This window comes from Magnetospirillum gryphiswaldense MSR-1 v2, from assembly GCF_000513295.1.
In the GTDB taxonomy this organism is placed as follows: domain Bacteria; phylum Pseudomonadota; class Alphaproteobacteria; order Rhodospirillales; family Magnetospirillaceae; genus Magnetospirillum; species Magnetospirillum gryphiswaldense.
Window position 1 is genome coordinate 1,607,486 of record NC_023065.1, and the last position, 26,774, is coordinate 1,634,259.

Annotated in this window: 24 protein-coding genes; 12 read left to right on the forward strand and 12 right to left on the reverse strand. The window is 64.8% G+C overall.

The window, feature by feature from the left end:
• Positions 1-98: 98 nt before the first annotated feature.
• The gene (locus MGMSRV2_RS07680; RefSeq protein ID WP_024079797.1) at positions 99-530 is read left to right on the forward strand and encodes a DUF2934 domain-containing protein; all 432 of its coding nucleotides are present in this window, start codon (positions 99-101) and stop codon (positions 528-530) included.
• Here the strand turns inward: MGMSRV2_RS07680 and MGMSRV2_RS07685 are convergent, their stop codons facing one another.
• The 4 genes from MGMSRV2_RS07685 to rarD all read right to left on the reverse strand — a co-directional run bounded on the left by MGMSRV2_RS07685 (position 531) and on the right by rarD (position 2,642).
• Positions 531-911 (reverse strand): DUF983 domain-containing protein, encoded by a 381-nt coding sequence (locus tag MGMSRV2_RS07685; RefSeq protein WP_144084280.1) that lies wholly within the window; start codon positions 909-911, stop codon positions 531-533.
• 102 nt (positions 912-1,013) lie between these two features.
• Complete coding sequence (grxD, locus tag MGMSRV2_RS07690; RefSeq protein ID WP_024079799.1) at positions 1,014-1,346, reverse strand: Grx4 family monothiol glutaredoxin; 333 nt, start codon at positions 1,344-1,346, stop codon at positions 1,014-1,016.
• A gap of 111 nt (positions 1,347-1,457) precedes the next feature.
• The gene (locus MGMSRV2_RS07695; protein WP_024079800.1) at positions 1,458-1,715 is read right to left on the reverse strand and encodes a BolA family protein; all 258 of its coding nucleotides are present in this window, start codon (positions 1,713-1,715) and stop codon (positions 1,458-1,460) included.
• 66 nt (positions 1,716-1,781) lie between these two features.
• Positions 1,782-2,642, reverse strand: coding sequence for an EamA family transporter RarD (rarD, locus tag MGMSRV2_RS07700; RefSeq protein WP_024079801.1), 861 nt, complete (start codon positions 2,640-2,642; stop codon positions 1,782-1,784).
• Between the two features lie 200 nt (positions 2,643-2,842).
• On the opposite strand from rarD, the gene MGMSRV2_RS07705 reads away from it, so the two are divergent.
• Positions 2,843-3,826, forward strand: a complete 984-nt coding sequence (locus MGMSRV2_RS07705) for a sensor domain-containing diguanylate cyclase (RefSeq protein WP_024079802.1) — start codon at positions 2,843-2,845, stop codon at positions 3,824-3,826.
• 65 nt (positions 3,827-3,891) lie between these two features.
• On the opposite strand, the gene purL is transcribed toward MGMSRV2_RS07705, so the two are convergent.
• Both purL and purQ read right to left on the reverse strand, forming a co-directional pair.
• Positions 3,892-6,090 (reverse strand): phosphoribosylformylglycinamidine synthase subunit PurL, encoded by a 2,199-nt coding sequence (gene purL, locus MGMSRV2_RS07710; RefSeq protein WP_024079803.1) that lies wholly within the window; start codon positions 6,088-6,090, stop codon positions 3,892-3,894.
• Positions 6,087-6,776, reverse strand: coding sequence for a phosphoribosylformylglycinamidine synthase subunit PurQ (purQ, locus tag MGMSRV2_RS07715; protein ID WP_024079804.1), 690 nt, complete (start codon positions 6,774-6,776; stop codon positions 6,087-6,089). The genes purL and purQ overlap by 4 nt, the downstream gene beginning before the upstream one ends.
• A gap of 159 nt (positions 6,777-6,935) precedes the next feature.
• Between purQ and MGMSRV2_RS07720 the strand changes: the two genes are divergently transcribed.
• From MGMSRV2_RS07720 to MGMSRV2_RS07735, 4 genes are all read left to right on the forward strand, one after another.
• Entirely contained in the window at positions 6,936-8,609 is a 1,674-nt protein-coding gene (locus MGMSRV2_RS07720; protein WP_024079805.1) for an ABC transporter permease, read from the forward strand.
• Positions 8,606-9,652, forward strand: coding sequence for an ABC transporter ATP-binding protein (locus MGMSRV2_RS07725; RefSeq protein WP_024079806.1), 1,047 nt, complete (start codon positions 8,606-8,608; stop codon positions 9,650-9,652). The genes MGMSRV2_RS07720 and MGMSRV2_RS07725 overlap by 4 nt, the downstream gene beginning before the upstream one ends.
• Before the next feature lie 73 nt (positions 9,653-9,725).
• Entirely contained in the window at positions 9,726-10,742 is a 1,017-nt protein-coding gene (locus tag MGMSRV2_RS07730) for a Fe(3+) ABC transporter substrate-binding protein (RefSeq protein ID WP_024079807.1), read from the forward strand.
• Positions 10,743-10,930: 188 nt separating this feature from the next.
• On the forward strand, positions 10,931-13,003 hold the full coding sequence (locus MGMSRV2_RS07735) for a putative bifunctional diguanylate cyclase/phosphodiesterase (RefSeq protein WP_052589100.1): 2,073 nt from the start codon (positions 10,931-10,933) through the stop codon (positions 13,001-13,003).
• A gap of 69 nt (positions 13,004-13,072) precedes the next feature.
• On the opposite strand, the gene MGMSRV2_RS07740 is transcribed toward MGMSRV2_RS07735, so the two are convergent.
• The 3 genes from MGMSRV2_RS07740 to MGMSRV2_RS07750 form a co-directional block, all read right to left on the reverse strand.
• Entirely contained in the window at positions 13,073-14,719 is a 1,647-nt protein-coding gene (locus tag MGMSRV2_RS07740; protein ID WP_144084281.1) for an AMP-binding protein, read from the reverse strand.
• 244 nt (positions 14,720-14,963) lie between these two features.
• Entirely contained in the window at positions 14,964-15,845 is an 882-nt protein-coding gene (locus MGMSRV2_RS07745) for a DMT family transporter (protein ID WP_024079810.1), read from the reverse strand.
• Complete coding sequence (locus MGMSRV2_RS07750; RefSeq protein WP_158497745.1) at positions 15,842-17,032, reverse strand: SGNH/GDSL hydrolase family protein; 1,191 nt, start codon at positions 17,030-17,032, stop codon at positions 15,842-15,844. The genes MGMSRV2_RS07745 and MGMSRV2_RS07750 overlap by 4 nt, the downstream gene beginning before the upstream one ends.
• Before the next feature lie 75 nt (positions 17,033-17,107).
• Between MGMSRV2_RS07750 and MGMSRV2_RS07755 the strand changes: the two genes are divergently transcribed.
• From MGMSRV2_RS07755 to MGMSRV2_RS07765, 3 genes are read left to right on the forward strand one after another with little or no spacing between them, the layout of a single operon-like run.
• Positions 17,108-17,521 carry an HIT domain-containing protein gene (locus MGMSRV2_RS07755; RefSeq protein WP_024079812.1) on the forward strand — a complete coding sequence of 138 codons (414 nt, stop codon included), beginning with the start codon at positions 17,108-17,110 and terminating at the stop codon, positions 17,519-17,521.
• Between the two features lie 3 nt (positions 17,522-17,524).
• Positions 17,525-18,070: a hypothetical protein gene (locus MGMSRV2_RS07760; protein WP_024079813.1), complete on the forward strand. Its 546-nt coding sequence runs from the start codon at positions 17,525-17,527 to the stop codon at positions 18,068-18,070.
• Complete coding sequence (locus MGMSRV2_RS07765; protein ID WP_024079814.1) at positions 18,067-19,440, forward strand: cryptochrome/photolyase family protein; 1,374 nt, start codon at positions 18,067-18,069, stop codon at positions 19,438-19,440. Before MGMSRV2_RS07760 ends, MGMSRV2_RS07765 begins: the two co-directional genes overlap by 4 nt.
• On the opposite strand, the gene MGMSRV2_RS07770 is transcribed toward MGMSRV2_RS07765, so the two are convergent.
• From MGMSRV2_RS07770 to MGMSRV2_RS07780, 3 genes are read right to left on the reverse strand one after another with little or no spacing between them, the layout of a single operon-like run.
• Complete coding sequence (locus MGMSRV2_RS07770) at positions 19,397-19,816, reverse strand: YbaN family protein (protein ID WP_024079815.1); 420 nt, start codon at positions 19,814-19,816, stop codon at positions 19,397-19,399. The two genes, MGMSRV2_RS07765 and MGMSRV2_RS07770, sit on opposite strands and share 44 nt — an antisense overlap.
• 39 nt (positions 19,817-19,855) lie before the next feature.
• A complete protein-coding gene (locus tag MGMSRV2_RS07775; RefSeq protein WP_084027984.1) occupies positions 19,856-21,040 on the reverse strand; it encodes an MFS transporter in 1,185 nt (394 codons plus the stop codon).
• Complete coding sequence (locus tag MGMSRV2_RS07780; protein ID WP_242410725.1) at positions 21,040-21,450, reverse strand: PadR family transcriptional regulator; 411 nt, start codon at positions 21,448-21,450, stop codon at positions 21,040-21,042. Before MGMSRV2_RS07780 ends, MGMSRV2_RS07775 begins: the two co-directional genes overlap by 1 nt.
• Before the next feature lie 135 nt (positions 21,451-21,585).
• Between MGMSRV2_RS07780 and MGMSRV2_RS07785 the strand changes: the two genes are divergently transcribed.
• The 3 genes from MGMSRV2_RS07785 to MGMSRV2_RS07795 are packed head-to-tail and all read left to right on the forward strand — an operon-like array spanning position 21,586 to position 26,766.
• Positions 21,586-22,182 (forward strand): TetR/AcrR family transcriptional regulator, encoded by a 597-nt coding sequence (locus MGMSRV2_RS07785; RefSeq protein WP_024079818.1) that lies wholly within the window; start codon positions 21,586-21,588, stop codon positions 22,180-22,182.
• Positions 22,175-25,606 carry an acyl-[ACP]--phospholipid O-acyltransferase gene (locus MGMSRV2_RS07790; RefSeq protein ID WP_024079819.1) on the forward strand — a complete coding sequence of 1,144 codons (3,432 nt, stop codon included), beginning with the start codon at positions 22,175-22,177 and terminating at the stop codon, positions 25,604-25,606. Before MGMSRV2_RS07785 ends, MGMSRV2_RS07790 begins: the two co-directional genes overlap by 8 nt.
• Positions 25,603-26,766: an Ntn hydrolase family protein gene (locus tag MGMSRV2_RS07795; protein ID WP_024079820.1), complete on the forward strand. Its 1,164-nt coding sequence runs from the start codon at positions 25,603-25,605 to the stop codon at positions 26,764-26,766. The genes MGMSRV2_RS07790 and MGMSRV2_RS07795 overlap by 4 nt, the downstream gene beginning before the upstream one ends.
• Positions 26,767-26,774: the final 8 nt, after the last annotated feature.

The following is a 26,774-nucleotide window of genomic DNA, read 5'->3' on the forward strand; positions in this document are numbered from 1 at the left end:
GACAAAGCCCACCCCAAACCTCCGGTGGATTGAGGATGCGCACAACCCATCCTACACTCGTCGCCGCTGGGAAAGAACAGGACTTAGGGAGGACAGAAATGGAATCCGCGCCCATTCCCGTACGCCTGACCTTGAACGAAAGCACCGCCGCTGCCCTGGCCGAGGCCGCCGACGACCTGTGCAGCGCCTGCGACACCGACCATTTCGTCGCCGCGCTCGACATCAACCACCGTCTGTGGCTGACCCTGTCGCGCATCGCCAGCGCCAAAGCCTGGCTGGACCCCAACCGCCATCTGGCTGATTTCGTCGTTTCCGCCTCGCGCACCGCCGGGCGCGGTCTGTCGGATGACAAGCTGGAAGCCCTGGTGGAAATCAACCGCGAGGTGTCCAAGCGGCTGACCAGCGGGCGGGCGCTGCCACCCATCCGCCAACGGGCCAAGCTGGCTTGGCAGGAGCGTGGCCGCCCCTATGGGGTGCCGCTGGAGCGCTGGCTGATCGCCGAAATGGAACGCCAAGCCAAGGCCCACTGATCACAAACCGTCATCATGGCGTTCGTCGCCTTGCAGGCGCAAACGCCACATCAGCGCCACCGTCGCCCCCTTGAAGGCCGGCAGCAGCAAGGCGGTCAGGACACTGGCGGCCAACAGCGCCACCACCATGAACCAGCCCATGGGCGGCGCCCAGGCCTGCTCGATCCACAGGCACAGCGGCACCACCAGATGGGCGACGGCGAAGAGGGTGAAATAGGCCGGGCCGTCATCGGCACGGATATGGCCCAGGGGCTCACCACAGCATTCACAGGTTTCCACCACCCGCAAATAGGCGTGCAATACCCTGCCGTGGCCGCAACTGGGGCAAAGACCGCAGAAGCCGCGCGCCAGAACACGGGCGATGGAGACGGGCATAGGCATGAAGTCTAGATGGCGCCGCCCGGCAGCGATTGCCAGTCCCGGACGGACATGAAAAAAGCCCGAAACCACAGCTTCGGGCTTTTCCGGCGATCAGATCCGGGATCAGGCGTTGGAAGGAACGCCCTTATCCTTCAGCAAAGCGGCCAGCTCGCCGTTGCCGGCCATTTCGCGCACGATGTCGCAACCGCCGACGAACTCGCCCTTGACGTAAAGCTGCGGCAAGGTCGGCCAGTTGGTGTACTGCTTGATGCCTTCGCGCAAGGACGGATCGACCAGGATGTCGATGCCCTTGAACTTGACGCCCAGCGCGGTCAACACCTGGACGACGGCGGCGGAGAAGCCGCATTGCGGGAACATGGGCGTCCCCTTCATGTACACGACCACGTCGTTTTCACTGAGGTCCTGCTGAATGCGTTCGAAAACCGGATTGCTCATGGATGCGACCTATCTGCGAGAAGTAAGGCGGAATTGGAATTGTTTCAATGTAGGGTGCCAAAGCCGCCGGTGCAACATGCTTGCCGCACGCCATGTCGGCTTTGACGCCGATCAACCCTTGGCCCAGTCCGGTGCCGTCTCGGGGGTCGCTGTCTGCAGGGCCAAGGCGTGCAATTCGCCGCCCATCTTGCCTTGCAGCGCGCCATAGACCATCTGGTGCTGGGCGACGCGGGACTTGCCCTTGAAGGCTTCCGACACCACCATGGCGGAATAATGATCGCCGTCGCCGCGCAGATCCTCGATGATGACCTTGGCGTCGGGAAAGGCCTCTTTGATCATCTGTTCGATCACACTGGCTTCCATGGGCATGAACAAAATCTCCTGCTGGGGCTTTAGGCGAAAGCGCGGGCATCTTGCGCCAAACAGACGGGAAAATCAAAGCCGGCGGCTGGGCCAGGAATACAGGCACAGCCCGCACCAGATGGCGGCGAAGGCGACCATGTGGGCCTGGGTGAAGGCTTCGCCGAACAAAAACACCGCCACCAGCATCTGCACCGTCGGATTGATGTACATCATCAAACCCAAGGTCGACAGCCGCAACCGCCGCGCCCCATAGGCGAACAGGGCCAGCGGAATGGCGGTCAAGGGGCCGGCAACGGCGATCAGGGCAATCACCTGGGGCGCAGCGTCATGCACCACCACGCCGCCGCCGCTCCACAGCAGATAGCCCAAGGCCAGCGGCACCAGCACCACGGCTTCCACGAACAATCCGGCCATGGCGCCGACGACGATGGTTTTGCGCAGCAAACCATAAGCGCCGAAGCTGACGGCCAGCACCAGAGCCACCCACGGCAGACCGGTTCCGACCGCCACCAGCCAGCCGACGCCCAGGGCGGCCAATGCCACCGCCGCCCCCTGCCGCCGGCTCAGGCGTTCGCCCAGCACGACACGGGCCAGCACCACCGAAATCAGCGGAAAGATGAAATAGCCCAAACTGGCTTCCAACGCCCGACCATTGGCGGTGGCCCAGATGAACACGCCCCAATTCACGGCGATGGCCACCGACGATCCCAACAACCCGCGCAGCACCTTGGTATCGGTCAGGGCGACGCGGATTTCCGCCAGACGCCCCCAGGCCGATTGAAACAACAGGGCGAAAAGCGCACCGCCGATAATGCGATGGGCCAGCACCTCGGCGGCGGGAACGGCACCCAAGGCATGGAAATAGATGCCGAACACCCCCCAACACAAAAAGGCGGTCAGGGCAGCGAAGGCACCGGCACGGGCAGGCTCCATATCAACTCCAGGGTGATAAAGCCGATATAAGTATAACAAAATAAAACATACCGATTACAAAAGCTCTACATTTTACAACAAAATTCATGACAACAACCAAATCACAACTCATATGATATTTGGGAAGCGCTGAAATTAATCACAGCATTAATACATATGTATAGTTATTGGGGTCGGGCATGCCAACACCAGAACAACTAATGGAAATCATATCGATCCAGACCGAAATCGCTAAGCTTGGATTGGATTTACCCAATGTCATGCAACTGGTGACGGATCGCACCTTATCACTGATCGGGGCGGATGGGGCCGCCATCGAACTGGCCGAGGGCGACGAAATGGTCTATCGCGCCACCGCTGGCAGTGCCCAGTCGCAAATCGGCCTGCGTATCAAACGCGACAACAGCCTGTCGGGGCTGGCGGTCAGAGAGGGGGAAACCCTGCTGTCGGCGGATTGCGAAACCGACCATCGCGTCGACATCAATGCCTGCCGCAAGGTCGGTCTGCGCTCGATGATCGTGATGCCGCTTCATCATAACGGCGCGACGGTGGGGGTGCTGAAGGCAATGTCGGCCCACCCCGCCGCATTCAGAGACCAGGATGTCAAGCTGTTGAACCTGCTGTCGGAGGTGGTCGGCGCCGCCATGTTCTTCGCCACCAAATACAATGCCGACGATTTGTTTTATCAGGCCACTCATGACAGCCTGACCGGGCTGGCCAACCGGGCGCTGTTCATGGATCGCCTGCGCACGCTGACATCACAACATGCGCGCGAACAAAAGGCCGCCGGTATCCTGATGATCGACCTGAACGGCCTTAAACAGGTCAACGACAGCTTCGGCCATCGGGCCGGCGACGCCATGATCAAGGAAGCGGCCAATCGCCTGAAGCAGGTGGCCCGCCAGTCGGACACGGTCGCCCGCTTGGGTGGCGACGAGTTCGGCGCGATCTTGTCGCCGGTGGAAATGGAAAACGGTATCCAGGCCGTCATCGACCGCATCACAGCCGAAACCGCCTCGCCGTTCCAGTTCGAGAATCGCACCTTCCAACTGAGCGCCAGTATCGGCGCCGCCCACTTTCCCGATGAAAGCGTCGAGATCGAGCATCTGATCGAGTTGGCCGACCAGCGCATGTACGAGGTCAAACGCCGTCACCACGACCGCACCCGCCCCGAAATCCACTGAGGCGGCAAAAGAAAAGGCCGGCCTTCACCGCCAAGGGTGAAGACCGGCCTTTGTCATGATCATAATCAGTGACCGGACATTTCCGCGCCCATGAAAGTGGGCATCCAGGACTCGTTGACCGATTTCAGTTCGGCCACGGCGACACAGGAACCGCCGACGCTGATGTCGGCGCCACCGGTCTTGCCGATGACGCGGGCGACACAATCGTGTTCCTGCGCCGCTTCCAGCACGGCGACCAGATCGTCCTGGCCCACTTCCAGCACATAGCGGCCCTGGTCCTCGCCGAAGCACCAGGCATGCAGCGGCAGGCTCGACGGCGCCTCCAGGCTGGCGCCGATGCCGCTGGCCATGGCCATTTCCGCCACCGCCACCAGCAGGCCGCCATCGGAGACGTCGTGACAGGCGGTGATCTGACCGTCCTGGATCAACTGGCGGACCAGTTCACCCTTGCGCCGCTCGCGGTGCAGCGCCACCGGCGGCGGCGCCCCTTCCTCGCGGCCACAGACTTCGCGCAGGTACAACGACGCGCCCAGCCAACCCTTGGTTTCGCCCAACAGCACGATGTGGTTGCCACCGGCCTTGAAAGCCACGGTCATGTGCTTGGACACGTCGTCAAGCAGGCCGACGGCGCCGATGGCCGGGGTCGGCTGGATGGCCGTGCCCTGGGTTTCGTTGTAAAGCGACACGTTGCCGGAGACGACGGGGAAGTCCAGCTCGCGGCAAGCCTCGCCCATGCCTTTGATCGCTTCCACGATCTGGCCCATGATCTCGTGCTTTTCCGGGTTGCCGAAATTCAGATTGTCGGTCACCGCCAGCGGCACCGCGCCGGTGGCCGAGATGTTGCGATAGGCTTCCGCCACCGCCTGACGGCCGCCTTCATGCGGATCGGCCTGACAATAACGCGGGGTGCAATCGGTGGTGATGGCCACCGCCTTTTGCGTGCCGTGGATGCGCACCACCGCGGCATCGCCGCCGGGGCGCTGCACGGTGTCGCCCATGACCATGTGGTCGTACTGCTCGTAGATCCAACGCTTGGAGGCCAGATCGGGGCAGCCCAGCAGGGTCTTCAAGGCGCTGGCCGGGTCGACCGCTTCCACCTTGTCGGCGGCGATCACCGGCAGCTTGGCCGGGGCCGTCCACGGACGGTCATATTCCGGCGAGGCCTGGGCCAGCGGGTCGATGGGCAGATTGGCGACGATTTCGCCATGACGCTTCAGCACCATGCGACCGGTGTCGGTCAGGGTGCCGATGACGGCGAAATCCAGTTCCCACTTGTCCATGATCGCGCGGGCCACATCTTCCTTGCCCGGCTTCAGGATCATCAGCATGCGTTCTTGCGATTCCGACAGCATGATCTCGTAGGCGCTCATGCCCTCTTCGCGCATGGGGACGCTGTCCAGATCAAGCTCGACGCCCAGTCCACCCTTCGACGCCATCTCGAACGACGAGCTGGTCAAGCCGGCGGCGCCCATGTCCTGGATGGCGACGATGACATCGGTGGCCATCAGTTCCAGGCAGGCTTCGATCAACAGCTTTTCGGTGAAGGGGTCGCCGACTTGCACGGTCGGGCGCTTTTCTTCCGACTTTTCGTCGAATTCGGCTGAAGCCATGGTGGCGCCGTGGATGCCGTCGCGACCGGTCTTGGAACCGAAATAGACGACGGGATTACCGACACCGGCGGCGGCCGAATAGAAAATGTTGTTCTTGTCGGCCAGACCCACGGTCATGGCGTTGACCAGGATGTTGCCGTTGTAGGATTTGTGGAAATTGGTCTCGCCGCCCACGGTGGGGACGCCGACGCAATTGCCGTAACCGCCGATGCCGGCGACCACGCCCGCCACCAGATGGCGGGTCTTGGGGTTGGCCGGGTCGCCGAAGCGCAGCGCGTTCATGTTGGCGATGGGCCGCGCGCCCATGGTGAAGACGTCGCGCAGGATACCGCCCACACCAGTCGCCGCGCCCTGATAGGGCTCGATGAACGACGGGTGGTTATGGCTTTCCATCTTGAAGACGATGGCCTGATCGTCGCCGATATCGATGATGCCGGCGTTCTCGCCCGGGCCGCAGATGACCCACGGCGCCTTGGTCGGCAGGGTCTTCAGCCACTTCTTCGACGATTTGTACGAGCAATGCTCGGACCACATGACCGAGAAGATGCCCAGCTCGGTCAGATTGGGCGCACGGCCCATGATCTCGAGGATCAGCTTGTACTCGTCGGGCTTGATGCCGTGTTGGGCGATGACTTCAGGGGTAATCTGGCTCACGACAACGCCTCCACCAGCGAATCGAACATCAGCTTGCCGTCGGACCCGCCCAGCAGATCCTCGGCCAAGCGTTCCGGGTGCGGCATCAGGCCCAGCACGTTCTTCTTGGTATTATAAACACCGGCGACGTTGCCCAAGCTGCCATTGGGATTGAACTCGGGCGCGACAGTACCGTCGGCACCGCAATAGCGGAAGGCCACCTGACCGTTGTCTTCCATTTCCCGATAGGTCTTGGGATCGACGAAGTAATTACCCTCGGCATGGGCGATGGGGAAGCGCACCACGTCGCCGCTGCGGTAATAGCGGCAGAAATCGGTGCGGTCGTTCTCCACCCGCAGATGCACGTCGCGGCAGATGAACTTGAGCGCGGCATTGCGCATCAGCACGCCGGGCAGCAGCCCCGCTTCGGTGATGATCTGGAAGCCGTTGCAGATGCCCAAGACCCGCGCGCCCTGATCGGCGCGGGCCTTGACCTCGCGCATGATCGGCGAATGGGCGGCCATGGCGCCGCAGCGCAGATAATCGCCATAAGAAAAACCGCCGGGAACGACGATCAGATCGACGTCGGGCAGTTGGGTGTCGCGGTGCCAAACCATGTGGGGCTTGGCGCCCATGCTTGCTTCCAGCGCCACGGCGACGTCGCGGTCGCAGTTGGAGCCGGGAAATACGATGACGGCGGCTTTCACGGGCAATCCCTGATCGGTTGGGATGGGGAACGTCTTCTTAATACGGAACCGTGACGGTTTCCAGTTCAAAGCAGGAAATCGTGCAGGAAGATGGATTGCCGTTGCTAATCACTTGCAATATCCTATCGATCTTTCCTGCTCCCTTTCCGGGATTTTCGCGTGCCCGCATATCCACACAAAAAAAATGGCTTTAAGGCGCCGCTGCCCTGGCTGGCGGCGGTTGTGGTGCTGGCGGCGCTGGTGGCGCTGCCGGTCGTGGTCGTGGCCGGCAATCTGCTGGTGCCGTCGGGCGGCATCTGGACCCATCTGGCCGAGACCGTGCTGGGATCGTATATCGGCAATTCCATCATCCTGATGATCGGCGTCGGCGCCGGCGTCGCCTTGGGCGGCGTCGGCACCGCCTGGCTGGTGACTATGTGCCGGTTTCCCTTCAGCCGCGTGCTGGAATGGGCGCTGCTCTTGCCCATGGCCATGCCCGCTTATGTGGTCGCCTATACCTATACCGGCCTGCTGGATTATTCCGGTCCGGTGCAGGGCGCGCTTCGTGCCCTGATGGGCTGGACCAGCGCGCGCGATTACTGGTTCCCGGAAATCCGCTCGCTCGGCGGGGCGGTGACGGTGATGGTGATGGTGCTCTACCCCTATGTCTACATCCTGGCCCGCGCCGCCTTCCTCGAGCAATCGGTGTGCGTGCTGGAGGCCAGCCGCACCTTGGGCCGCGGGCCGTGGCGGGCGTTTTCCCAGGTCGCCCTGCCGCTGGCGCGACCGGCGGTGATGGCCGGCATCGCCCTGGCGCTGATGGAAACCTTGAACGATTTCGGCACCGTGCATTATTTCGCCGTCGACACCTTCACCACCGGCATCTACCGCACCTGGCTGGGCATGGGCGAACCGGCGGTGGCGGCGCAATTAGGCGCGGTGCTGATGATCTTCGTCGCCGGTCTGATCGCCCTGGAACGCTGGTCGCGCGGCGGCGCCAAAAGCCACCACACCACCAGCCGCTATCGCCGCCTGCCGCGCATCGCCCTGCCCGGCTGGCGCGGTGGGCTGGCCCTGGCCTTTTCGCTGTTGCCGGTGTTGCTGGGCTTCGTCATCCCAGCGGCCATGCTGGCGTGGTGGACGTTTCAGGTCGGGCTGGCGGCATCGTTCGGCGGCGACTTCACCCGTCTGGCCGGCAACTCGCTGATCCTCGCCCTGGTCGCCGGGCTGGCGGCGGTGGCGGTGGCGGTGGTGCTGGCCTATGCCCAGCGCCTGCATCCGCGCCCATTGATCCGTCTGGCCGTGCGGGTGGCGTCGTTGGGCTATGCCGTGCCCGGCTCGGTCATCGCTGTCGGCATCATGGTGCCGCTGGTGGCGCTCGACCGTTCCATCGCCCGCACCATCGAGGGCTGGACCGGCGCCTCGCCCGGCCTGCTGCTGACCGGCACCATCTTCGCCCTGATCTATGCCTATCTGGTGCGCTTCCTGGCGGTCTCCGCCAACACGGTGGAAGCCAGCCTAGCCAAGGTGACGCCATCGCTGGAAGCCGCCGCCCGCACCCTGGGCTGCGGCACGGTGTCGGCCTTGCGCCGGGTGCATCTGCCCATCATCAAGGGCAGCCTGCTGTCGGCGGTGCTGCTGGTCTTCGTCGACGTGATGAAGGAATTGCCGGCCACCTTGATCATGCGTCCGTTCAATTTCGATACCCTGGCGACCCGCACCTTCACCCTGGCCTCGGACGAACGTCTGGCCGATGCCGGCGCCCCGGCCCTGGCCATCGTCCTGGTCGGGCTGGTGCCGGTGCTGCTGCTCAGCCGCGCCATCGCCAAATCCCGCCCCGGAGAACCATCATGAATTCCACCACCGGATTGGTGATGAGCAACATCACCCACCATTTCGGCCAAACCCGCGTGGTGGACGACGTCAGCCTGTCCATCGCCCCGGGCGAGTTGCTCTGCCTGCTGGGGCCGTCGGGTTGCGGCAAGACCACCACCTTGCGCATCGCCGCCGGGCTGGAATCGCCCAGCGCCGGCACCGTGGTGCTGAACAGCCAGTTGGTGTCGGGCAACGGCGTGCATCTGCCGCCGGAACGCCGCCATGTGGGCTTTCTGTTCCAGGATTACGCCCTGTTCCCCCATCTCGACGTACTGGGCAACGTCGAATTCGGCATCCAAAGCCTGACCGGGACCGAGCGCAAGACCCGCGCCCTGGAGATGCTGGATCAGGTGGGGATGAAGGATTATGCCCAGGCGTGGCCGCATCAATTGTCGGGCGGCCAGCAACAGCGTGTCGCCCTGGCCCGCGCGCTGGCCCCCAATCCCGGCCTGATGCTGCTGGACGAGCCGTTTTCCGGCCTGGACAAGCGCCTGCGCGATCAGGTCCGCGACGAAACCCTGCACGTCTTGAAGCGCAACCGGGTCTCGACCTTGATGGTCACCCACGACCCGGAGGAAGCCATGTTCATGGCCGACCGCGTCGCCGTCATGCGCCAGGGCCGCATCGTCCAGATGGACCAGCCGGAGGCGCTGTACAACAGCCCCGCCGACCCGTTCGTCGCCTCGTTCTTCGGCGAGGTCAACATCTTCGACGCCCTGGTGAGCAATGGCATGGCGGATACGCCGCTGGGCCGCTTTAGCGTCGATGGCCCTGTCGCCAAGGCCCAGGTGCTGGTCCGCCCCGAAGGCATCGGCATCACCGACGATGCCGGCCCCGAGGCGGTGGTGCTGGCCGCGCGCCTGCTGGGCCGGGTCAGCCTGATCCATCTGCGGGTGGAACACCCCCACCTGCCCGCCGCCCATCTGCATGCCCGGCTGGCCAGCCGGGCCCTGCCGGCGGAAGGCGAGCGCCTGCGCCTGAGCATCGATCACAGTCAGGTTTTCATCTTTCCGGCGACATAGGCCTTTCGCTTAGCTCTCCCTCGTGCTAGTTTTCGCACATGCAAATCACTCGCATAATCACGGAGCCTTTCCCATGCGTCTGTTCAGCCGTCTCGCCCTGACCGTCGCCGCCTGCATGGCCGCCGGCACGGTGTCCGCCGCCGAGGTCAACGTCTATTCCGCCCGCAAGGACCATCTGCTCAAGCCGGTGCTGGACGCCTTCACCCAATCCAGCGGCATCAAGGTCAACCTGCTGTCGGCCAACGAGACCCAGTTGCTGGAACGTCTGAAGAGCGAAGGCAAGGACAGCCCCGCCGATCTGTTCATCACCACCGACGTCGCCCACCTGCACGCCGCCCGTGTCGCCGGTATCCTGGCCCCGGTGCAAAGCGCGGTGCTGGCCAAGAACATCCCGGCCCAGTATCACGACCCCCAGGGCTATTGGTACGGCCTGTCGGCCCGCGCCCGGGTGATCTTCTACGCTAAGGACCGGGTCAAGCCCGCCGATCTGTCCACCTACGAGGATCTGGCCACGGCCAAGTGGAAGGGCCGCATCTGCGTGCGCTCGTCGTCGTCCACCTACAACCAGTCGCTGCTGGGTGGCCTGATCGCCGTGATGGGGCCGGAAAAGGCCGAAGCCTGGGCCAAGGGCATCACCGACAACATGGCGCGCAAGCCCCAGGGTGGCGACCGCGACCAGATCGCCGCCGTCGCCGCCGGCCAATGCGACGTGGCCATCGCCAACACCTATTATTTCGGCGGCATGCAGACCTCGGATAAGGCCGATGAGCGCGACGCCGCCGCCAAGGTCGGCCTGTTCTTCCCCAATCAGGCCGATCGCGGCGCCCATATGAACGTGGCCGGCGCCGGCCTGACCGTGTCGGCCAAGAACAAGGCCGAAGCCTTGAAGCTGCTGGAATTCATGTCGGGCGAAGCGGCGCAAAAGCTGTTCGCCGAAGCCAACAACGAATTCCCGGTGCTGGCCAGCGCCAAGATGTCGCCCACCGTCGCCGCCTGGGGGCCGTTCAAGGGGGAAAAGATCAACGTCGCCATGCTGGGCGAAAACGCCTCGCAGGCCGTGCGCATTTTCGATCGCGTCGGCTGGCGCTGATTTCCTTATCTCCCCTCTATCCTTTAGGTCAGGGGGGTAGGCCATCGCTTGCCCCCCCGTCACACCCCAGCTATGCTTTCGGACGAGCAACCTGCGCCTTGCCAACGTGCCTAGAAAAATGGCACTGATGTGTACGCACAGAAATTGTGCAGGAACGTAGGGGCAAGAGTTTGGACGGTGGCGAGATCATGACCGAAGGGACTGGGCGGAAGGAAAAGGCAAAAGCCATTTCCAACCAATACCGTTCCTTGTTCGAGAACGCCGTCGAGGGCATCTACCGCACCACGCCGTCGGGCCGCTATCTCAACGCCAATCAGGCTTTGGCCCGCATTTACGGCTATGACAGCCCCAAGGCCCTGATCGAGGGCCTGACCGACATCGCCCACGGGCTCTATGTCCATCCCGAGGACCGCGACCGTTTCAAGCGGCTGCTGGACCATGAATCGGTGGTGCGCAACTTCGAGGCCCAGGTCTATCGCAAGACCGGCGAGATCATCTGGATCGCCGAAAACGCCCGTTTGGTGCGTGACGACGACGGCAACGCCGTCTGTTACGAAGGCACCGTCCAGGACATCACCGAGCGCAAGCTGACGGAAGAGCGCCTGCGTCTGGCCGCCACCGTCTATGAAAATGTCGGCGAGGCGATCATCGTCACCGACACCGACGATGTCGTCCACGCCATCAACCCGGCCTTTTCGCGCATGACCGGCTTTGCCGTCGATCAGGTGGTGGGGCTGAAATCGAAATTCATCGCCGACGAGATCAACGACCCCAAGACGGTGGCCGAGGCCTGGGACTTCGCCCGCAGGGGCGAAACCTGGCATGGCGAATTGTGGGGCCGGCGCTCCAACGGCGACGTCTTCCCGGCTTCGGTGGCGCTGACCGGGGTGCAGGGCGAAAACGGCGAAGTGGGCAGCTTCGTCATGGTGGCGTCCGACGTCACCCGGCGCAAGATGGACGAACAGCGCATCCGCTTCCACGCCCGCCACGACGCCCTGACCAAGCTGGCCAACCGCCACACGGTGATGGAAGCCCTGGGTGACGCCATCGTCCGGGCCGAGAACGAAGGCAACCGGCTGGCGCTGTTGTTCCTGGACGTCAACCACTTCAAGGACGTCAACGACAGCTTCGGCCATGCCGCCGGCGACGAATTGCTGAAACAGGTGGCGCGGCGGCTGAAGGGCTGCGTGCGCGCCAGCGACATCATCGGGCGCCTGGGTGGCGACGAATTCGTCGTCGCCTTGCCGTCCATCACCGATGCCCAAGGGGCGCTGGCCTGCGTGGAAAAGGTGCTCTACGCCTTTTCCGAACCGTTCAGCCTGCCGGAGCAGGAGCTTTACGCCTCGACCAGCATCGGCGTGGCGCTGTATCCCGACCATGCCGATTGCGCCGAAACCCTGTTGTCGCACGCCGACGCCGCCATGTACCACGCCAAGGCCGGCGGCAATGCCTATCGCTTCTACGACAGCGACATGGACCGTCAGGCGGCGGAACGGGTCAATCTGGAAAACGACCTGCGCCACGCCTTGGCCGAGGGCCAGTTCCGCCTGAACTACCAGCCCAAGATCGACGGTATCTCGCGCAAGGTGGTGGCAGCCGAGGCGCTGATCCGCTGGAAACACCCGACGCGCGGCAATGTCAGCCCGGCCTTGTTCATCCCGGTGGCCGAACGTGCCGGCCTGATCGGTGCCATCGGCGATTGGGCGCTGGCCGAAGCCTGCCGACAGATGCGGCTGTGGCTGGATGACGGCATTGAATTCGGTTGCATCTCGGTCAATCTGAGCCCGGCCCAGTTCCACGATGCCAGCTTGAAACAAAAGGTCGAGCGGTCGCTGTCGCAATGGGGATTAAGCCCGTCGCTGCTGGAACTGGAAATCACCGAAACCATGATGGCGACCGAGGTCGACCGCGCCATCGCCATCGTCGGCGAGTTGGGGCAGATGGGCGTGCGCATGTCCATCGACGATTTCGGCACCGGCTATTCCAGCCTAGCGTACCTGAAATTGTTCCCGGTCAACGTGCTGAAAATCGACCGCGCCTTCATCAAGGAATTGCCGGGCAACCGCAAGGACGGCGCCATCGTGTCGTCCATCGCCACCCTGGCCGCCAATCTGGGCTTCGAGGTCATCGCCGAAGGGGTGGAAACCCAGGCCCAGGCCGGTTTCCTGCTGACCAAGGGGGTAACCCTGATGCAGGGCTTTTTGTTCAGCCCGGCGGTGCCGCCGGACGAATTCGCCCAATTGGTCCGGACCGGGGTGTAGCTCCCGTCACCCCCGCCTACGCGGGGGGACGGATCGAGCGTATGTACATCAAATTTAGCGCAGGGGGCCTTATTCGTCGTCGAAACGCCCCGGCGCCATCACTGGCACGATCAGCGGTTCGCCGTCTTCTTCCGGCTCGGCTACCGCCTTGGCTTTCAACGCCCGGCGCAAAATCTTGCCGGTGGTGGTCTTGGGCATGCTGTCGACGAAGTGGATTTCCCGCGGCGCCAGGGTGCCGCCCAGGCATTGACGGGCGAAGGTCAGCAATTCCACCCGTAACGCCTCGCCCGCCTCGAAGCCGGGATTGAGCGAGATGAAGGCCACCGGCACTTCGCGCAGCAGCAGGTCGGGCTTGCCGACGACGCCGATCTCGGCCACCGCCGGATGGTCCATCAGGCCGCATTCCACCTCGAACGGGCCGATGGTGTGCGACGCCGACTTGATCATGTCGTCGGCACGACCGACGAACCAGAAGCAGCCATCGGCATCACGACGCACCAGATCGCCGGTCAGGTACCAGCCGTCGATGAACGACAGGTCGTAATTGGCGCCCTCGCCCATATAGGCGGTGAACATGGACGGCAGATCGGCGCGCAAGGCCAGTTCGCCCACCTCGTCGGCGCGGCCCACCGGGGTGACGCTGGACAGGTCGCGGCTGATCACCGCCGCCTCGACGCCGGGCAACGGCATGCCCATGCTGCCGGCCTTGGCCTTGCCCGGGCAATTGGCGATGGCGATGGCCCCGGTTTCGGTCTGCCACCACGTGTCCAGGAACGGCACGCCCAGGGCTTTTTCCCCCCAGGCCACCGCCTCGGGGTTCAGGGGCTCGCCGACGCTGGCGGCGACGCGCAGCGAATTTTCCTTGTAGGCGCGGGCCAGGGCGGCGCCATAGCGCATCATCATGCGGATATTGGTGGGCGTGGTGTACCACACCGTCACCTTCTCATCCTTCAAGATGCCGTACCAGCGGCGGGGGTCGAAATCGTCCTCGTCCACCACCACTTGGCAGCCATTGGCCAGGGGCGCGATCAGGGCATAGGCGGTATTGGTGATCCAGCCCGGATCGGCGGTGCACCAGAACACGTCATCGGGCACCAGCCCGAACACTTGGCGCGCCGTCAGCGCTTCCGCCACCACCGCCGAATGGGAATGCAGCACGCCCTTGGGCGTGCCGGTGGTGCCGCTGGTGAAATGCAGGAAGGCCGGCATCTCCGGCGTGGTCGCCAGGATCGGCGCCGGCTGGGCGGCGTTGATGGCCGCATTGAAATCCAAGGCGCCGTCCGTCTCCACCATCTCGCCATCGGCACCGACCAGCAGCACCGTTTGCAGATCGGGCAGCGCCGGGCGCTGGGCGGCGATCTTGCGGCGATACAATTCCTCGGTGGCGATCAACACCTTGGCCCGCGACAGTTCCAGCCTTGATTTCAGCGGGCCGGGGCCAAAGGCGGAAAACAGCGGGCAATAGACCGCGCCCACTTTCCAGCAGCCGAAGGCGGCCACGTACAATTCCACCGACCGCCCGGTCAGCACCGCCACTTTGTCGCCGGCACCGACGCCGTGCGCGGCCAGAACGGCGGCCAGACGGGCGGACAGGTCGGCAAGCTGGGCATAGCTCAGGCGACGCTTTTCATAGCGTCGGCCCAGGCTGAGAATGGCCGGGCGACCCCCCCGCCCCGCCGCCACATGACGGTCGACAGCCGCATAAGCAATGTTCATCCCCGCGTTGCCAGGGCCGCTCAGACTTTGACGCGCATGCGTCCAGTCAAGCTCGGGCGATACCGTGGCATCACCGAAACACTGTTCGGCAATGGTTGGGCCGGAATTCGGCGGAACCATTCATCCTCCCGCTTTGACTCTGTGCATGGCCGCCGGACGGCCATGGCATGATGGCGGTGCATTCTGGCGACACTCCGCCCACGACGCAACGCCTTGATATGCAATCCTGCGATGCATCGCCCGGTCAGCGCCGGGGCAAGGTGGCCAAGCCGATGCCGGCGAAGATCAACAGACCGCCCACGGAATGGAACCAGGCAAAGGTTTCCCCCAGCAACGCCACCCCCAAAACGGCGGTGAACAAGGGGATGAGGTTGGCGAACAACCCGGCGGTGGGCGCCCCCAGGGCGGCCACCCCCACATTCCAGAAGTAATAAGCCAAAAGCGATGCACAGACTGCAGTATAGGCTATCACCCCCAAGGTCATCGGGCGCACCTGCACCGTGTAGCCCAAGGACAGCTCGAACAGATAAAACGGCACGATCATCACCCAGCCGACGATGATCAGCGCGGTCAGCAAGGTGAAACCCTTCACCGGAATGGGGAAGCGGCGCAGCATGACCGAATAGGCCGCCCACGAGGCCGAGGCCAGCAGCATCAGCCCGTCACCCGGCGTCAACGTCAAGGTGGCCAGCCGCGCCGGCTCGCCCCGGGTGACCACCGCCAGCAGGCCGATGATGGACACCACCATGCCCATGGCCTGACGCGGTCGGATCGGATCGCCCAGCCACAAACGCGCCAGCAGCAGCACCATGATCGGCAGCGAGGTGCCGACCAAGGTGGCGTTGATGGCGGTGGTGGTCTGCACCGCCAGATACAGCAAGGTGTTATAGGCGGCGACACTGGTCAGGGCCAGCCCCAGCACCGCCCGCCAATGAGCCCAAAGCACCCGGCGATGAGCCCATAGATCACGCCCGGTGAACGGCAGGATCAGCACCAGGGCCAAAATCCAGCGCCAGAAGGCCAAGGCCACCGGCGGCAGGTCACCGGCGGTGGCCCGCGCCAGCAGGGCGTTGCCGGCCCAGAACAAGGGCGGCAACAACAGCAGCAGAAGCGCCCGGTTCTTCACTGCGCCGCCGGCGGATTGGCCGCCGGACTGGCGCCATCGAAGGCGGTGGCCGGCAACAGGTCGCCCACCCGCCGGGCCAGGGTTTCACCGATCAGACGGGCAAAGGCCGGGGCGTAATGGACGGGGTCGATATAGGCGTTGGCCTCGCCCGGTTCCAGTTCGGCCAGCCACAGCAAATCCTGTTCCCACAACTTGCCGGTACCGCGCATTTCGGCCAGCCGGGCATAGCCCTTGGCCACCGGCACGTAGGGTACCATCAGGTGGGGTTCCACCGGCACCGCCCGCTTGGCGTTGTCGTAATGATAGGTCGGCACCGGCTGCTGAACGAAGACCGGCTTGACGCCGAAACGTTCGGCCATGGCGGCGATCAGACGGCGGTTGGCATCCAGACGGGCCAGCGACGCCTCGGCCTGGGAATCGCTGGCGCAGGCCGGATTATGGGGCACCGGACCGGACGGTTCGGGCATGCCGGTCAGTCGGCGGACCAAGGCGGCCAGGGCCGATTGGCGGACCACCGTTTCCAACCCGGCGGGGATGCCGACCCGGGCCAGACGGTCGCTCCAGGCGGTGCGCTCGGGTTTGCCGCAAGAGAGGAAATCATCGACACCGTGGATGAACACCGCCACATCCGGCTTGTCGCCGGTGGCCAGCATCTCGGCAAAGGCGATGCGATCCTGGGTCGAATACCAACCGGGGGTCGCCCGGTTTTCCACCCGCGCCGGACGACCGTCCTGGGCCAGCTTGGCCGCCATGATCGCGGCAATGGTCTCGCCATCGGTCAGGCCGTGGCCGAAAGCGGTGGAGCCGCCAAAGACGACGACGCGCGGCCCATCGGCCCCCATCACCCCACCGCGGATGCCCTGGCCGTCGATGGTCAGGTGCCGGCCCTGGCGGGCGGGCATGCGGTATTCGGTCAAGGGGGCATAGGTGCCGTCATGGGCCTGGGGCATTTCCGCCAGCGCCTCGCGGTACTGCGCCGGCTGGTCGGTGCCATACAGTTTGACGATATCGTCGTCGGACAGCGTCACCGCCTTGGCACGGCTGTCCAGCCGGGCCATGATGGCGCTTGCGCTCCATTCGGCGATGGGCAACAAGACGACAAGCAGCAGCAGCAGGCGGGGCAACTTGCCGAAAGCCAGGGCGGGGGAAGCGGTTTCACTACGGTTGCGGGACCGGCGACGGCGCATCACATTCTCTTCATCGTGGTCATCCGCGCCGGTCATACCGCGAAAACACAAGACTAGGCAATTGGGAGCTTTCAAATGTTTGAACTACACCCCCGTTTGAAGGCGGACACCATCCCCGTCATCGACTGGCCTTTGTGCCGGATTTTGTTGATGAATGAATGCGCTTGGCCTTGGCTGGTGCTGGTTCCCCGCCGCCACGGCATCACCGAAATTCATGAACTGGATGCCGGCGACCGCGAAATGCTGATCCAGGAAATCGCCGCAATTTCCACCCGGCTGCAAAATCTGAGCGGTGCCGACAAGATGAACGTGGCCGCCCTGGGCAACATGGTGCCGCAGTTGCATATCCACATCATCGCCCGCTTCAAGGACGATCCGGCTTGGCCGAAGCCGGTGTTCGGCTTTCAGGCGCCCAATCCCTATGATGCGGAATTCCTGGCCGAACACATGCCGCAGATGGTCGACGCCCTGGGCGACGGTCCGGGCTGAGCCATGTTGTTGAACGGCGTCCACCTGCTGCCCGATGCCAGCGGCGCCCTGATCTGGCCGGCGCGGCAATTGCTGGCGGTGGCCAGCCCGCCCGCCGCCATGGCCGCCCAGGCGGTGCGCCGGCTGGCGGCGCTGGCCCGACAACGCCGGCCACGCGTTATCGTCTGGATGGGTGAGGCCCCGATCGCCTTGCCCGACCGCGAACAACGGGAGTGGGACCGATTGCAGGCCGAGCATGAATGGATCGCCTGCGAAGACGAAATCCAACTGTCGCCCTTGACCTTTCGCCTTCAGGCCGGCGCGGCCACCAAGGCGGGCGAGATCATCGCCCGCCCCAACCCGCTGGCCCGCTACGATGGCCAGGTCTGGCCCGCCTTCGTCATCGACGGGCGCCGGCTGGCCCTGCCCGCCTTCGGCCCGACCGGGGGCGGCACCGAGGTGATGAGCACAGCCTTCCTGTCGCTGTTCCGCCGTCCGTTCCAAGCCCTGATGCTGGTCAATGGCCGCATCGTCACCCGCCCGCGCGCCCGACTGGAAAACCCGTCATGACCAATGCCCCCATCCTGGTCTGGCTGCGCCGCGACCTGCGCCTGACCGACCACCCGGCGCTCTATCACGCCGCCCAGCAAGGCCCGGTGGTGCTGGCCTTTTGCCACGACGACCAGGATGGCCGCGCCCTGGGCGGGGCATCGCGCTGGTGGCTGCATCAATCCCTGACCGCCCTGGGCGACACCGTCACCCTGGCGCGGGGGCGCTGCGAAGCCGAAATCCCGCGTCTGGCCCAAGCCTGCGGCGCCCGCGCTGTCTACTGGAACGCCTCGGCCGATCCGGCTTTGTCGGCGACGGAAGCGCGGGTGCGTCAGGCGCTGAAAATCCCCACCGAGCCCTTTGCCGGCGACGAATTGTTCAGCATCGGCGCCGTACGCACCAATGCCGGCACTCCGTTCCAGGTGTTCACCCCGTTCTGGCGCGCAGCCCTGGCCCTGCCGCCACCGCCCCAGCCCCTGCCCCGGCCGGCGCCGCTGGTCTTGGCCCCCTGCCCCGGCCTGCCCCTGGCGGCGCTGGAGCTGATGCCCAAGCTGGATTGGTGGCGCGGCATGGCCGAACTCTGGCAGCCGGGCGAAGCGGGAGCGGCGGCGCGGCTGGCCGATTTTCTCGACGGACCGGTGGAAACCTATCAGCGCGACCGTGATTTGCCGGCCAAGCCGGGCACCTCGCTGCTGTCGCCGCATCTGGCCTTCGGCGAAATCTCGCCCCGGCAAATCTGGCACGCCGCCCGGGCGCTGCCCCCCGGCGACGGAATCCACACCTTCTTGAAGGAACTGGGCTGGCGCGAGTTCAGCCGCCATCTGCTGGCCCGCCAGCCGGATTTGGCGACCATCCCGCTCAGGCCCGAATTCCGTGCCTTTCCCTGGCGCGACGACCCCGAGGCTTTACGCAAATGGCAGATGGGCCGCACCGGCTATCCCATCATCGATGCCGGGCTGCGGCAATTGTGGCAAACCGGTTGGATGCACAACCGCGTGCGCATGATCGTCGCCTCGTTCCTGATCAAGGATCTGCTGATCCCCTGGCAGGCTGGCGAGGCGTGGTTCTGGGACACCCTGGTGGACGCCGACAGCGCCAACAACGCCGCCTCGTGGCAATGGGTGGCCGGCAGCGGCGCCGATGCCGCCCCGTTCTTCCGCATCTTCAACCCGGTGACCCAGGGCGAGAAATTCGACCCCGACGGCACTTATGTACGCACCTGGGTGCCGGAACTGGCCCACCTGCCCAAGGCTTTCGTCCATCAGCCGTGGAAGATGGGCCGGGTCCCGGGCTATCCGCCGCCCATGGTCGACCACGCCTTGGCGCGCACCCGCGCCCTGGCCGCCTTCAAGGGCCTGAAGGACGATCCGGTGCAACACTTGTTGCTGTAGACGGGTGTTTCAGCACATACCACGCGCCGAAGGCGCACACCGCCCCCATACTGGCCATGGCCGGCCACGGCGCCTGCGACCAGCCAACCATCCACACCATGGCCGCTGCCATGCTGCCGATTGCGATGATCTTGGCCCGGATCGGGATGATCCGGTGCAGTTCCCAGTCGCGCAGGCTGGGACCGAACCAGCGGTGATGCAGCAGCCAGGAATGAAAGCGCCGCGACGAGCGGGCGAAGCACCAAAGCGCCAGCAGCAGAAACGGCGTCGTCGGCAATAGCGGCAAAAAAACGCCGATCACGCCCAAGCCGGTGAACATCCAGCCCAGAAAGAACATCGCCCAGCGGCGCAGCGGTGTCGCGTCGAAATCAGTCATGGGGAAATGATAAGGCGGAATCCGCTCGGCCCCAAGGTTTCAGCTTTTGCGCATGAAGGTGGCGGTGAGATAGCCGGCCAAGGCCACGCCGCAACAGGCCAACAGGGCCAAGATCACCGCACGCGGTGAACCGGTGGCCGACCACAGCCCGGCCAGGGCCAGCGGCGACGCCGCCTTGGCGATGTTGATGGGCAGGGCCAAGGCGCCGTTGGTGGCGCCATAGCGGGCATTGCCCAGATATTCCGGCACGGCGGTGCCGCGCACGATGGTCATGATGCCGTTGCCGGCGCCATAGAGCAGGGCAAAGGCGACCAGGGCGGGAAAATAACCCGGCGCCAGCAGCAAGATGGTCACCGATCCCAACATGGACACGACGACGAAGGCGCCGGTGCCGCGCGCCGTCTGCCGCCGTCCCAAAGCCAGCAGGACGATGCGCCCGAACACCTGCATGGGACCGATCAGGGCCATGACGACGATGATGCGGCCAGAATCCAGATCATGAGCCGACATCAGCGGAATCAACTGGAAGGTCAGGCCGGTGAAGATGGCGCCATAGGCGGTGAACCACACCGCCAGCCCCAGGAAAACCGGGCTCAGCACCAGCGGTCCGCCCGTTTTTTCCACCGCCTGGGGCTGATGCGGCGCTTTCCCATCGCCGGGGCGCAGCAGCAATGCATGGATGCCGCCGACGAAGACGATGCAGAACAGGCCGATGGTCAGGATGGCGTGACGCCAGCCCACGGCGTCGCACAACAATTGGGTCACCGGGATCAGCACCGTGCTGGCGAAACCGCCCAGCAACGTGATGGCGGTGATGGCGCGGCGGTAATCGGCGCCGTAAAGGGCGGTGACCACGGCGAAGGCCGGTTCGTACAACAGACAGGCCATGGACGCCCCCATGGCCGCCCAGATCAGGTAAAACTGCCAAATCTCCCGCACCTGCGACCACGCCACCATCAGCAGGCCGCCAGCGACGGCGCCGCCGATCATCACCGCGCGGGCGCCGTGGCGGTCGATCCACTGGCCGACCAGGGGGGCGCACAGGCCCCAACTCAACAAGCCCACCGACAAGGCGCCGTTCAAGCTGGTCTTGGACCAGCCCAATTCCGCCTCCATCGGCACCACGGCGACGGCGAAGGCATAATACAGGCTGCCCCAGGCCACCAATTGCGCCGCCGCCAGCAGCCAGACGAAGGAATAAGGCCGGGTGCCACCGCTCATCATCAGCCCTGCCCGTCCAGATAAGCCCCGACCTCGCGCCACGCCTCGACCGCCACGGCGAAGGCCCGCTGTCCCTTGTCGGTGATGGTGTAGACCTTGCGCTGGCGCCCGCCGGTGTGTTCGATCAAGGCGGTGACATAGCCGCCCTCCTCGAATTCCCGCAGCACCGGATACAGCGCCCCGGCGGTGGGGGCGCAGCAGCCCTTGGTCGACAATTCCACCTGACGGGCGATTTCATAGCCGTGCATGGGACGGCGCTGCAACTCGGCCAGGATGAAGAACTTGGACAGGCTCATCTTGATGAGCCCGCTCCAATACTGGCGGTCGGTGTAATCCACCCCGCCGCCCTTGCCCTGATTGCGTGTCGCGCTGGTCATGGCGACCACGGTGGCAGCGGCAAGCTTATCAGGCAACAATATATTGATGAATGATATATTACCCATCCCATGCCGATGGGACGGACGCCCCCCTGGATAAAACCGGCGACCTTGACAAAGCCCTCCGCCGGTCGCATTGTGAGTGAACGTTCACATTATCGGTAACGGACTATGAAGGACGGACGACCAACCCGACAGCGCATTCATGACGCAGCCCTGCGGCTGTTCGTGGAAAAAGGGGTGACCGAAACCAGCGTGCGCGATCTGGCCCAGGCCGCCGGCATCGCCGAGGGCACCTTGTACCGCCACTACGCGTCCAAGGACGATCTGGTCGCCGACCTGTTCGCCCGCAATTACACCGCCTTCGCCCACCATCTCACCGCGCTTCAGGCGCCGCTTCACGGCTTTCGCCCCCGCCTCGCCGCGCTGATCGGCGAAATCTTCCGCTTCCACGACGACAACCCGACGCTGTTTCGCTTTCTGCTGTTGGTGCAGCACCAGGGATTGCCGCGTATCGCCGATGGCGCCGACAACCCGGTCTCGGTGCTGCATGAATTGGTCGAACAGGGCATCAAGGACGGAGATTTGGGCCTGACCGACCCGGCCCTGGCCACCGCCATGATCCTGGGGCTGATGCTGCAACCGGCCACCGCAATCATCTATGGCCGCCTGCAAGCGCCGCTGTCCCGCTTTACCGATCAGATCAATTCCGCCTGCCTGCGCGCACTCGATTCCACCGGCCAACCGACCGAGGTCCATCATGGCTGACGCAACCTTCCACCTGCTGGCCTGCCGTCGTTTCCTGCCGCTGTTCATCAGCCAGTTCCTGGGCGCCGCCAACGACAATTTCTTCAAGAACGCGTTGGTCATCCTGGTGGTCTACCAATTGGGGGCACAAGCCGGCATGGACCCGCAGGTACTGGCGACCACCGCCGCCGGCCTGTTCATCCTGCCTTACTTCCTGTTTTCCGCCACCGCCGGCCAGATGGCCGATCGCTACGAGAAATCCGGACTGATGAAGTTCTGGAAAGGGGCCGAGATCGCCATTTCCGCCTTGGCCGCCTGGGCCTTGATGGCGCAAAGCATCACCGGCATGCTGGCGGCGCTGTTTTTGCTGGGACTGCAATCCACCTTCACCAGCCCGATCAAATACGCCGTCCTGCCCGAATATCTGCGCGATGGCGAATTGGTCGGCGGCAATGCCCTGATCGAGGGCGGCACCTTCCTGGCCATCCTGATCGGCACCATCGCCGGCGGCACCATCGTTCTGATCGACGGCGGATTGGTTATCGTCGCCTGGTCCATGATCGCCCTGGCGGTGCTGGGCTTCGGCGCCAGCCTGGCGCTGCCCCGCGCCCATGGCGGCAACACCAGCGTCAAGGTCGGCTTCAACCTGCTGGGCGAGACCATCGGGCTTTACACCCTGGTGCGCCGCCAGCGCGATCTGTACCTGTCGGTGCTGGGTATTTCCTGGTTCTGGCTGGTCGGCGCCACCTATCTGTCGCAATTCCCCGCTTTCGCCAAGAACGTGCTGCACGCCGACGAACACGTGGTGACGCTGATGCTGACCATGTTCTCGGTCGGCATCGGTCTGGGCTCGGTGCTGTGCGGACGCTTGCTCAAGGGCGAGGTCTCGGCCCGCCATGTGCCCTTCGCCGCCCTGGCCATGACCGTGTTCGCCGTCGATCTGTGGTTCGCCGCCAGTCCCGTCGCCGGCGACGGCACCCTGGCCAGCCTGTCGCAGTTCCTGGCACGCCCGCAATCGTGGCGGCTGCTGGCCGATCTGCTGCTGTTCGCCATCTGCGGCGGCCTCTACATCGTGCCGCTTTACGCCATCTTGCAGGCGCGCAGCGACGAGGCGGTGCGCGCCCGCGTGGTCGCTGCCAACAACCTGTTCAACGCTGCCTTCATGGTCGCCGCCGCCCTGGCCAGTGCCGGCCTGTTGGCCGTGGGCCTGAGCGTCACCGACATCTTCGGCGTGCTGGGTCTGGCCAATCTGGTGGTGGCCGTCATCATCTGCGGCCTGCTGCCCGACACCTTCGTCAAGGGTGTGCTGTCCTGGCTGTTCCGCCGCCTGTATCGGGTGGAAGTGCGCGGGCTGGAACATTTGCCGCAAGCGGGCGAGGCGGCGGTGATCGTGGTCAACCACACCTCGTTCCTCGACCCGGCGCTGCTGGCCGCCTTCATGCCGGAAAAGCCGGTCTTCGCCGTCAACAGTTTCATCGCCCAACAATGGTGGGTAAAGCCGTTCCTGCGGCTGGTCGACGCCTTTCCCGTCGATCCCACCAATCCCATGTCGACCAAAAGCCTGATCCGGGTGGTGCAGGAAGGCAAAAGTCTGGTGATCTTCCCGGAAGGACGGCTGACCGTCACCGGGGCGCTGATGAAGATCTATGACGGCCCGGGCATGATCGCCGACCGCGCCGGGGCCAAGCTGGTGCCGGTGCGCATCGACGGGGCCGAGTTCACGCCGTTCTCGCGCCTGAAAGGCAAGCTGCGGCTGCGCTGGTTCCCCACCATCACCATCACCGTGCTGCCGCCCACCCGTTTCGACGTCCCGTCCGAGATCAAGGGCCGGGCGCGGCGCCGCCGCATCGGCGTCGCCCTTTACGACGTCATGTCGGCGATGATGTTCGAGACGGCGCCGCACCACCGCACCTTGTTCGGCGCGCTGTTGGACACCAGCCGCATCCATGGCGGCACCGCCCTGGCGGTGGACGACATCAACCGCAAGCCGCTGAGCTATGACCGGCTGATCATGGGCGGTCTGGCTTTGGGTCGGGTACTGGCCCGCCAGTCGAAGCCGGGCGAGGCCATGGGCCTTTTGTTGCCCAACGCCGCCGCCACCGCCGTTACGTTTTTCGCCCTTCAGGCCTGCAATCGCGTGCCGGCCATGCTCAATTTCTCCACCGGTCCCGGCAATGTGGTGGCGGCCTGTCAGGCGGCCTGCATCCAGACCGTGATCACCTCGCGCCGGTTCATCGACCAGGCCCGGCTGTCGGCGACCATCGAGGCGCTGAGCGCCCAGGTGAAAGTCGTCTACCTGGAAGACATCCGCAACATTATGGGCCTGACCGACAGGCTTTATGGCCTGCTGGCCCGCCCCTTCGCTGGCCGCATCCACCGCCGCTCGGGGGCGCAGGCCGACAAGCCGGCGGTGATCCTGTTCACCTCGGGCTCGGAAGGCATGCCCAAGGGGGTGGTGCTGTCGCATGCCAACATCCTGTCCAACTGCGCCCAACTGGCGGCGCGGGTGGCCTTCAGCCCCACCGATATCGTCTTCAACGCGCTTCCGGTATTCCACTCCTTCGGCCTGACCGGCGGCCTGCTGCTGCCGGTGCTGGCCGGGATCAAATGCTTCTTGTACCCGTCGCCGCTGCATTACCGCATCGTCCCCGAGATGGTCTACGACACCAACGCCACCATCCTGTTCGGTACCGACACCTTTTTGTCCGGCTATGCCCGCGTCGCCAATGCCTATGATTTCTATAGTGTCCGCTATGTCTTCGCCGGGGCCGAGAAGGTCAAGGACGAAACCAGGCGGGTATGGATGGACAAGTTCGGCCTGCGCATCCTGGAAGGCTATGGCACCACCGAAACCGCCCCGGTCCTGGCCGTCAACACGCCCATGCATTTCAAGGCCGGCACCGTCGGCCGCCTGCTGCCGGGCATCGCCTTCCGGCTGGAGGCCATGCCCGGCATCGACGAGGGCGGCAAGCTGTGGGTCAGCGGCCCCAATATCATGCTGGGCTATTACCGGGTGGAGAAGCCCGGCGAGTTGGAACCGCCGGCAGATGGCTGGTACGACACCGGCGACATCGTCGAAGTGGACGAATTGGGCTTCGTCCGCATCGTCGGCCGGGCCAAACGCTTCGCCAAGATCGCCGGAGAAATGGTGTCCCTGGGCAAGGTGGAAAGTGAACTGGCGCTGCTGTGGGCAGAAAACCACCACGTGGTGGTGGCCATCAGCGACGACCGCAAGGGCGAGCAATTGGTGTTGCTGACCGATCGTCCAGCCCCGACCCGCGACGCCGTTTTGGCTCATTTCCGCGCCCGGGGACTGGCGGAATTGCTGGTGCCGAAAACCCTGCTGACGGTGGAGCGCATCCCGCTTCTGGGCAGCGGCAAGACCGATTACGGCGCGGCGAAGGCCATGGCCGAATCCTTCGTCCGCCCGGGAGGCGGAGCATGATCGACCGCCGCACCGTGCTGGGGGCCGCCGCCGCCATCCCCTTGCTGCCGCTGGGTCGGGCCCTGGCCTCGCCACTCGCCTGCCCCGCCGCCGATCGCGTCACCTTGAGAACCGCCCGCCGTATCGACCTTGATGCCGCCACCGCCGCCGATCGCTGGGCCGATATCGGCCATGCCGAGGATGTGTCGGCCATGCGCGGTCTGGCCCAGGCGGTGATGGGGGACATCCGCCGCAAGCGGTCGTGGGAAATCGCCTGGAAGGTGGCGACCCGGGCCGCCTATGGCGCCATCTACCAACCCTTCGGCCTTTATATGGACGAAAGCAATCATCTGGCCGACCGCATCGGCGACCATATCCTGGCCCGATCCGATCTGGCCGCCATGCAACGCCTTTATACGCTGTCCCATGCCGGCTGCTCGACGGTGATGGCTTGGGATCGCCGCCAGGGCCATATGGTCCATTTCCGCAGCCTGGACTGGCCCTCGGCCTCGGCCATCGCCGCGGCCAGCCGCATCTATGTGGGACACCGCGCCAACCGCGAGGTCTTCGCCGCCGCCGGCCTGCTGGGCATGGTCGGCTTCCTGACGGCGGTGAAGCCCGGCTTTTCCATCGCCATCAATTTCGCCCCCTGGCGCGGCACGTCGTTTTCGCTCAACGCCGATCCCACCTTCCTGATCCGCCGGCTGATGGAATCCCCTATTTCCACCTATGCCCAGGCCTACCAGCACATCAAGGACTGGCGCCCCGGTGCCCCCGTTTTCATCAGCCTGTGCGGAATCGCCAAGGGCGAGGCCTGCATCTTCGAATTCGGCACGCGGGGACAAGCCCATGTGGTCGCCATGGCCGAGGCCGATTACCTGATCCAGACCAACCACTTCGCTCCCGGCTCCCCGTTCGCCGAGCACACGAAGCCGCAGGCGGCGGACAAGCCGTGGGACCATCAGACCTGGGACGGCCATGCCATCTTGGAAACCTCGGTGGCACGGTGGCGGCTTCTTGACGAAAGTCTGGCCGCCGCCTATGGCAGCGCAACGGAATTCGACCTGATGAGCGTGCTGGAACAGGCCTATGGCCGTCGACCACTTTGGAATTGCGAGACGGCCCAATGGGTCGGAATGATCCCGCAGACCGGTGACATCCACACCTGGGTCCGGGCCTAATTCAAACG

What these genes read in the sequence shown, in the direction of transcription:
- MGMSRV2_RS07785 (WP_024079818.1), top strand. Translation starts at nt 21,586, where the DNA reads ATGAAGGACGGACGACCAACCCGACAGCGCATTCATGACGCAGCCCTG.
- MGMSRV2_RS07775 (WP_084027984.1), bottom strand. Translation starts at nt 21,040, where the DNA reads ATGATGAGCGGTGGCACCCGGCCTTATTCCTTCGTCTGGCTGCTGGCG.
- MGMSRV2_RS07725 (WP_024079806.1), top strand. Translation starts at nt 8,606, where the DNA reads ATGAATTCCACCACCGGATTGGTGATGAGCAACATCACCCACCATTTC.
- MGMSRV2_RS07760 (WP_024079813.1), top strand. Translation starts at nt 17,525, where the DNA reads ATGTTGTTGAACGGCGTCCACCTGCTGCCCGATGCCAGCGGCGCCCTG.
- MGMSRV2_RS07735 (WP_052589100.1), top strand. Translation starts at nt 10,931, where the DNA reads ATGACCGAAGGGACTGGGCGGAAGGAAAAGGCAAAAGCCATTTCCAAC.
- grxD (WP_024079799.1), bottom strand. Translation starts at nt 1,346, where the DNA reads ATGAGCAATCCGGTTTTCGAACGCATTCAGCAGGACCTCAGTGAAAAC.
- rarD (WP_024079801.1), bottom strand. Translation starts at nt 2,642, where the DNA reads ATGGAGCCTGCCCGTGCCGGTGCCTTCGCTGCCCTGACCGCCTTTTTG.
- MGMSRV2_RS07765 (WP_024079814.1), top strand. Translation starts at nt 18,067, where the DNA reads ATGACCAATGCCCCCATCCTGGTCTGGCTGCGCCGCGACCTGCGCCTG.
- MGMSRV2_RS07695 (WP_024079800.1), bottom strand. Translation starts at nt 1,715, where the DNA reads ATGCCCATGGAAGCCAGTGTGATCGAACAGATGATCAAAGAGGCCTTT.
- MGMSRV2_RS07795 (WP_024079820.1), top strand. Translation starts at nt 25,603, where the DNA reads ATGATCGACCGCCGCACCGTGCTGGGGGCCGCCGCCGCCATCCCCTTG.
- MGMSRV2_RS07730 (WP_024079807.1), top strand. Translation starts at nt 9,726, where the DNA reads ATGCGTCTGTTCAGCCGTCTCGCCCTGACCGTCGCCGCCTGCATGGCC.
- MGMSRV2_RS07790 (WP_024079819.1), top strand. Translation starts at nt 22,175, where the DNA reads ATGGCTGACGCAACCTTCCACCTGCTGGCCTGCCGTCGTTTCCTGCCG.
- MGMSRV2_RS07705 (WP_024079802.1), top strand. Translation starts at nt 2,843, where the DNA reads ATGGAAATCATATCGATCCAGACCGAAATCGCTAAGCTTGGATTGGAT.
- MGMSRV2_RS07770 (WP_024079815.1), bottom strand. Translation starts at nt 19,816, where the DNA reads ATGACTGATTTCGACGCGACACCGCTGCGCCGCTGGGCGATGTTCTTT.
- MGMSRV2_RS07755 (WP_024079812.1), top strand. Translation starts at nt 17,108, where the DNA reads ATGTTTGAACTACACCCCCGTTTGAAGGCGGACACCATCCCCGTCATC.
- MGMSRV2_RS07750 (WP_158497745.1), bottom strand. Translation starts at nt 17,032, where the DNA reads ATGCGCCGTCGCCGGTCCCGCAACCGTAGTGAAACCGCTTCCCCCGCC.
- MGMSRV2_RS07680 (WP_024079797.1), top strand. Translation starts at nt 99, where the DNA reads ATGGAATCCGCGCCCATTCCCGTACGCCTGACCTTGAACGAAAGCACC.
- MGMSRV2_RS07685 (WP_144084280.1), bottom strand. Translation starts at nt 911, where the DNA reads ATGCCTATGCCCGTCTCCATCGCCCGTGTTCTGGCGCGCGGCTTCTGC.
- MGMSRV2_RS07740 (WP_144084281.1), bottom strand. Translation starts at nt 14,719, where the DNA reads ATGAACATTGCTTATGCGGCTGTCGACCGTCATGTGGCGGCGGGGCGG.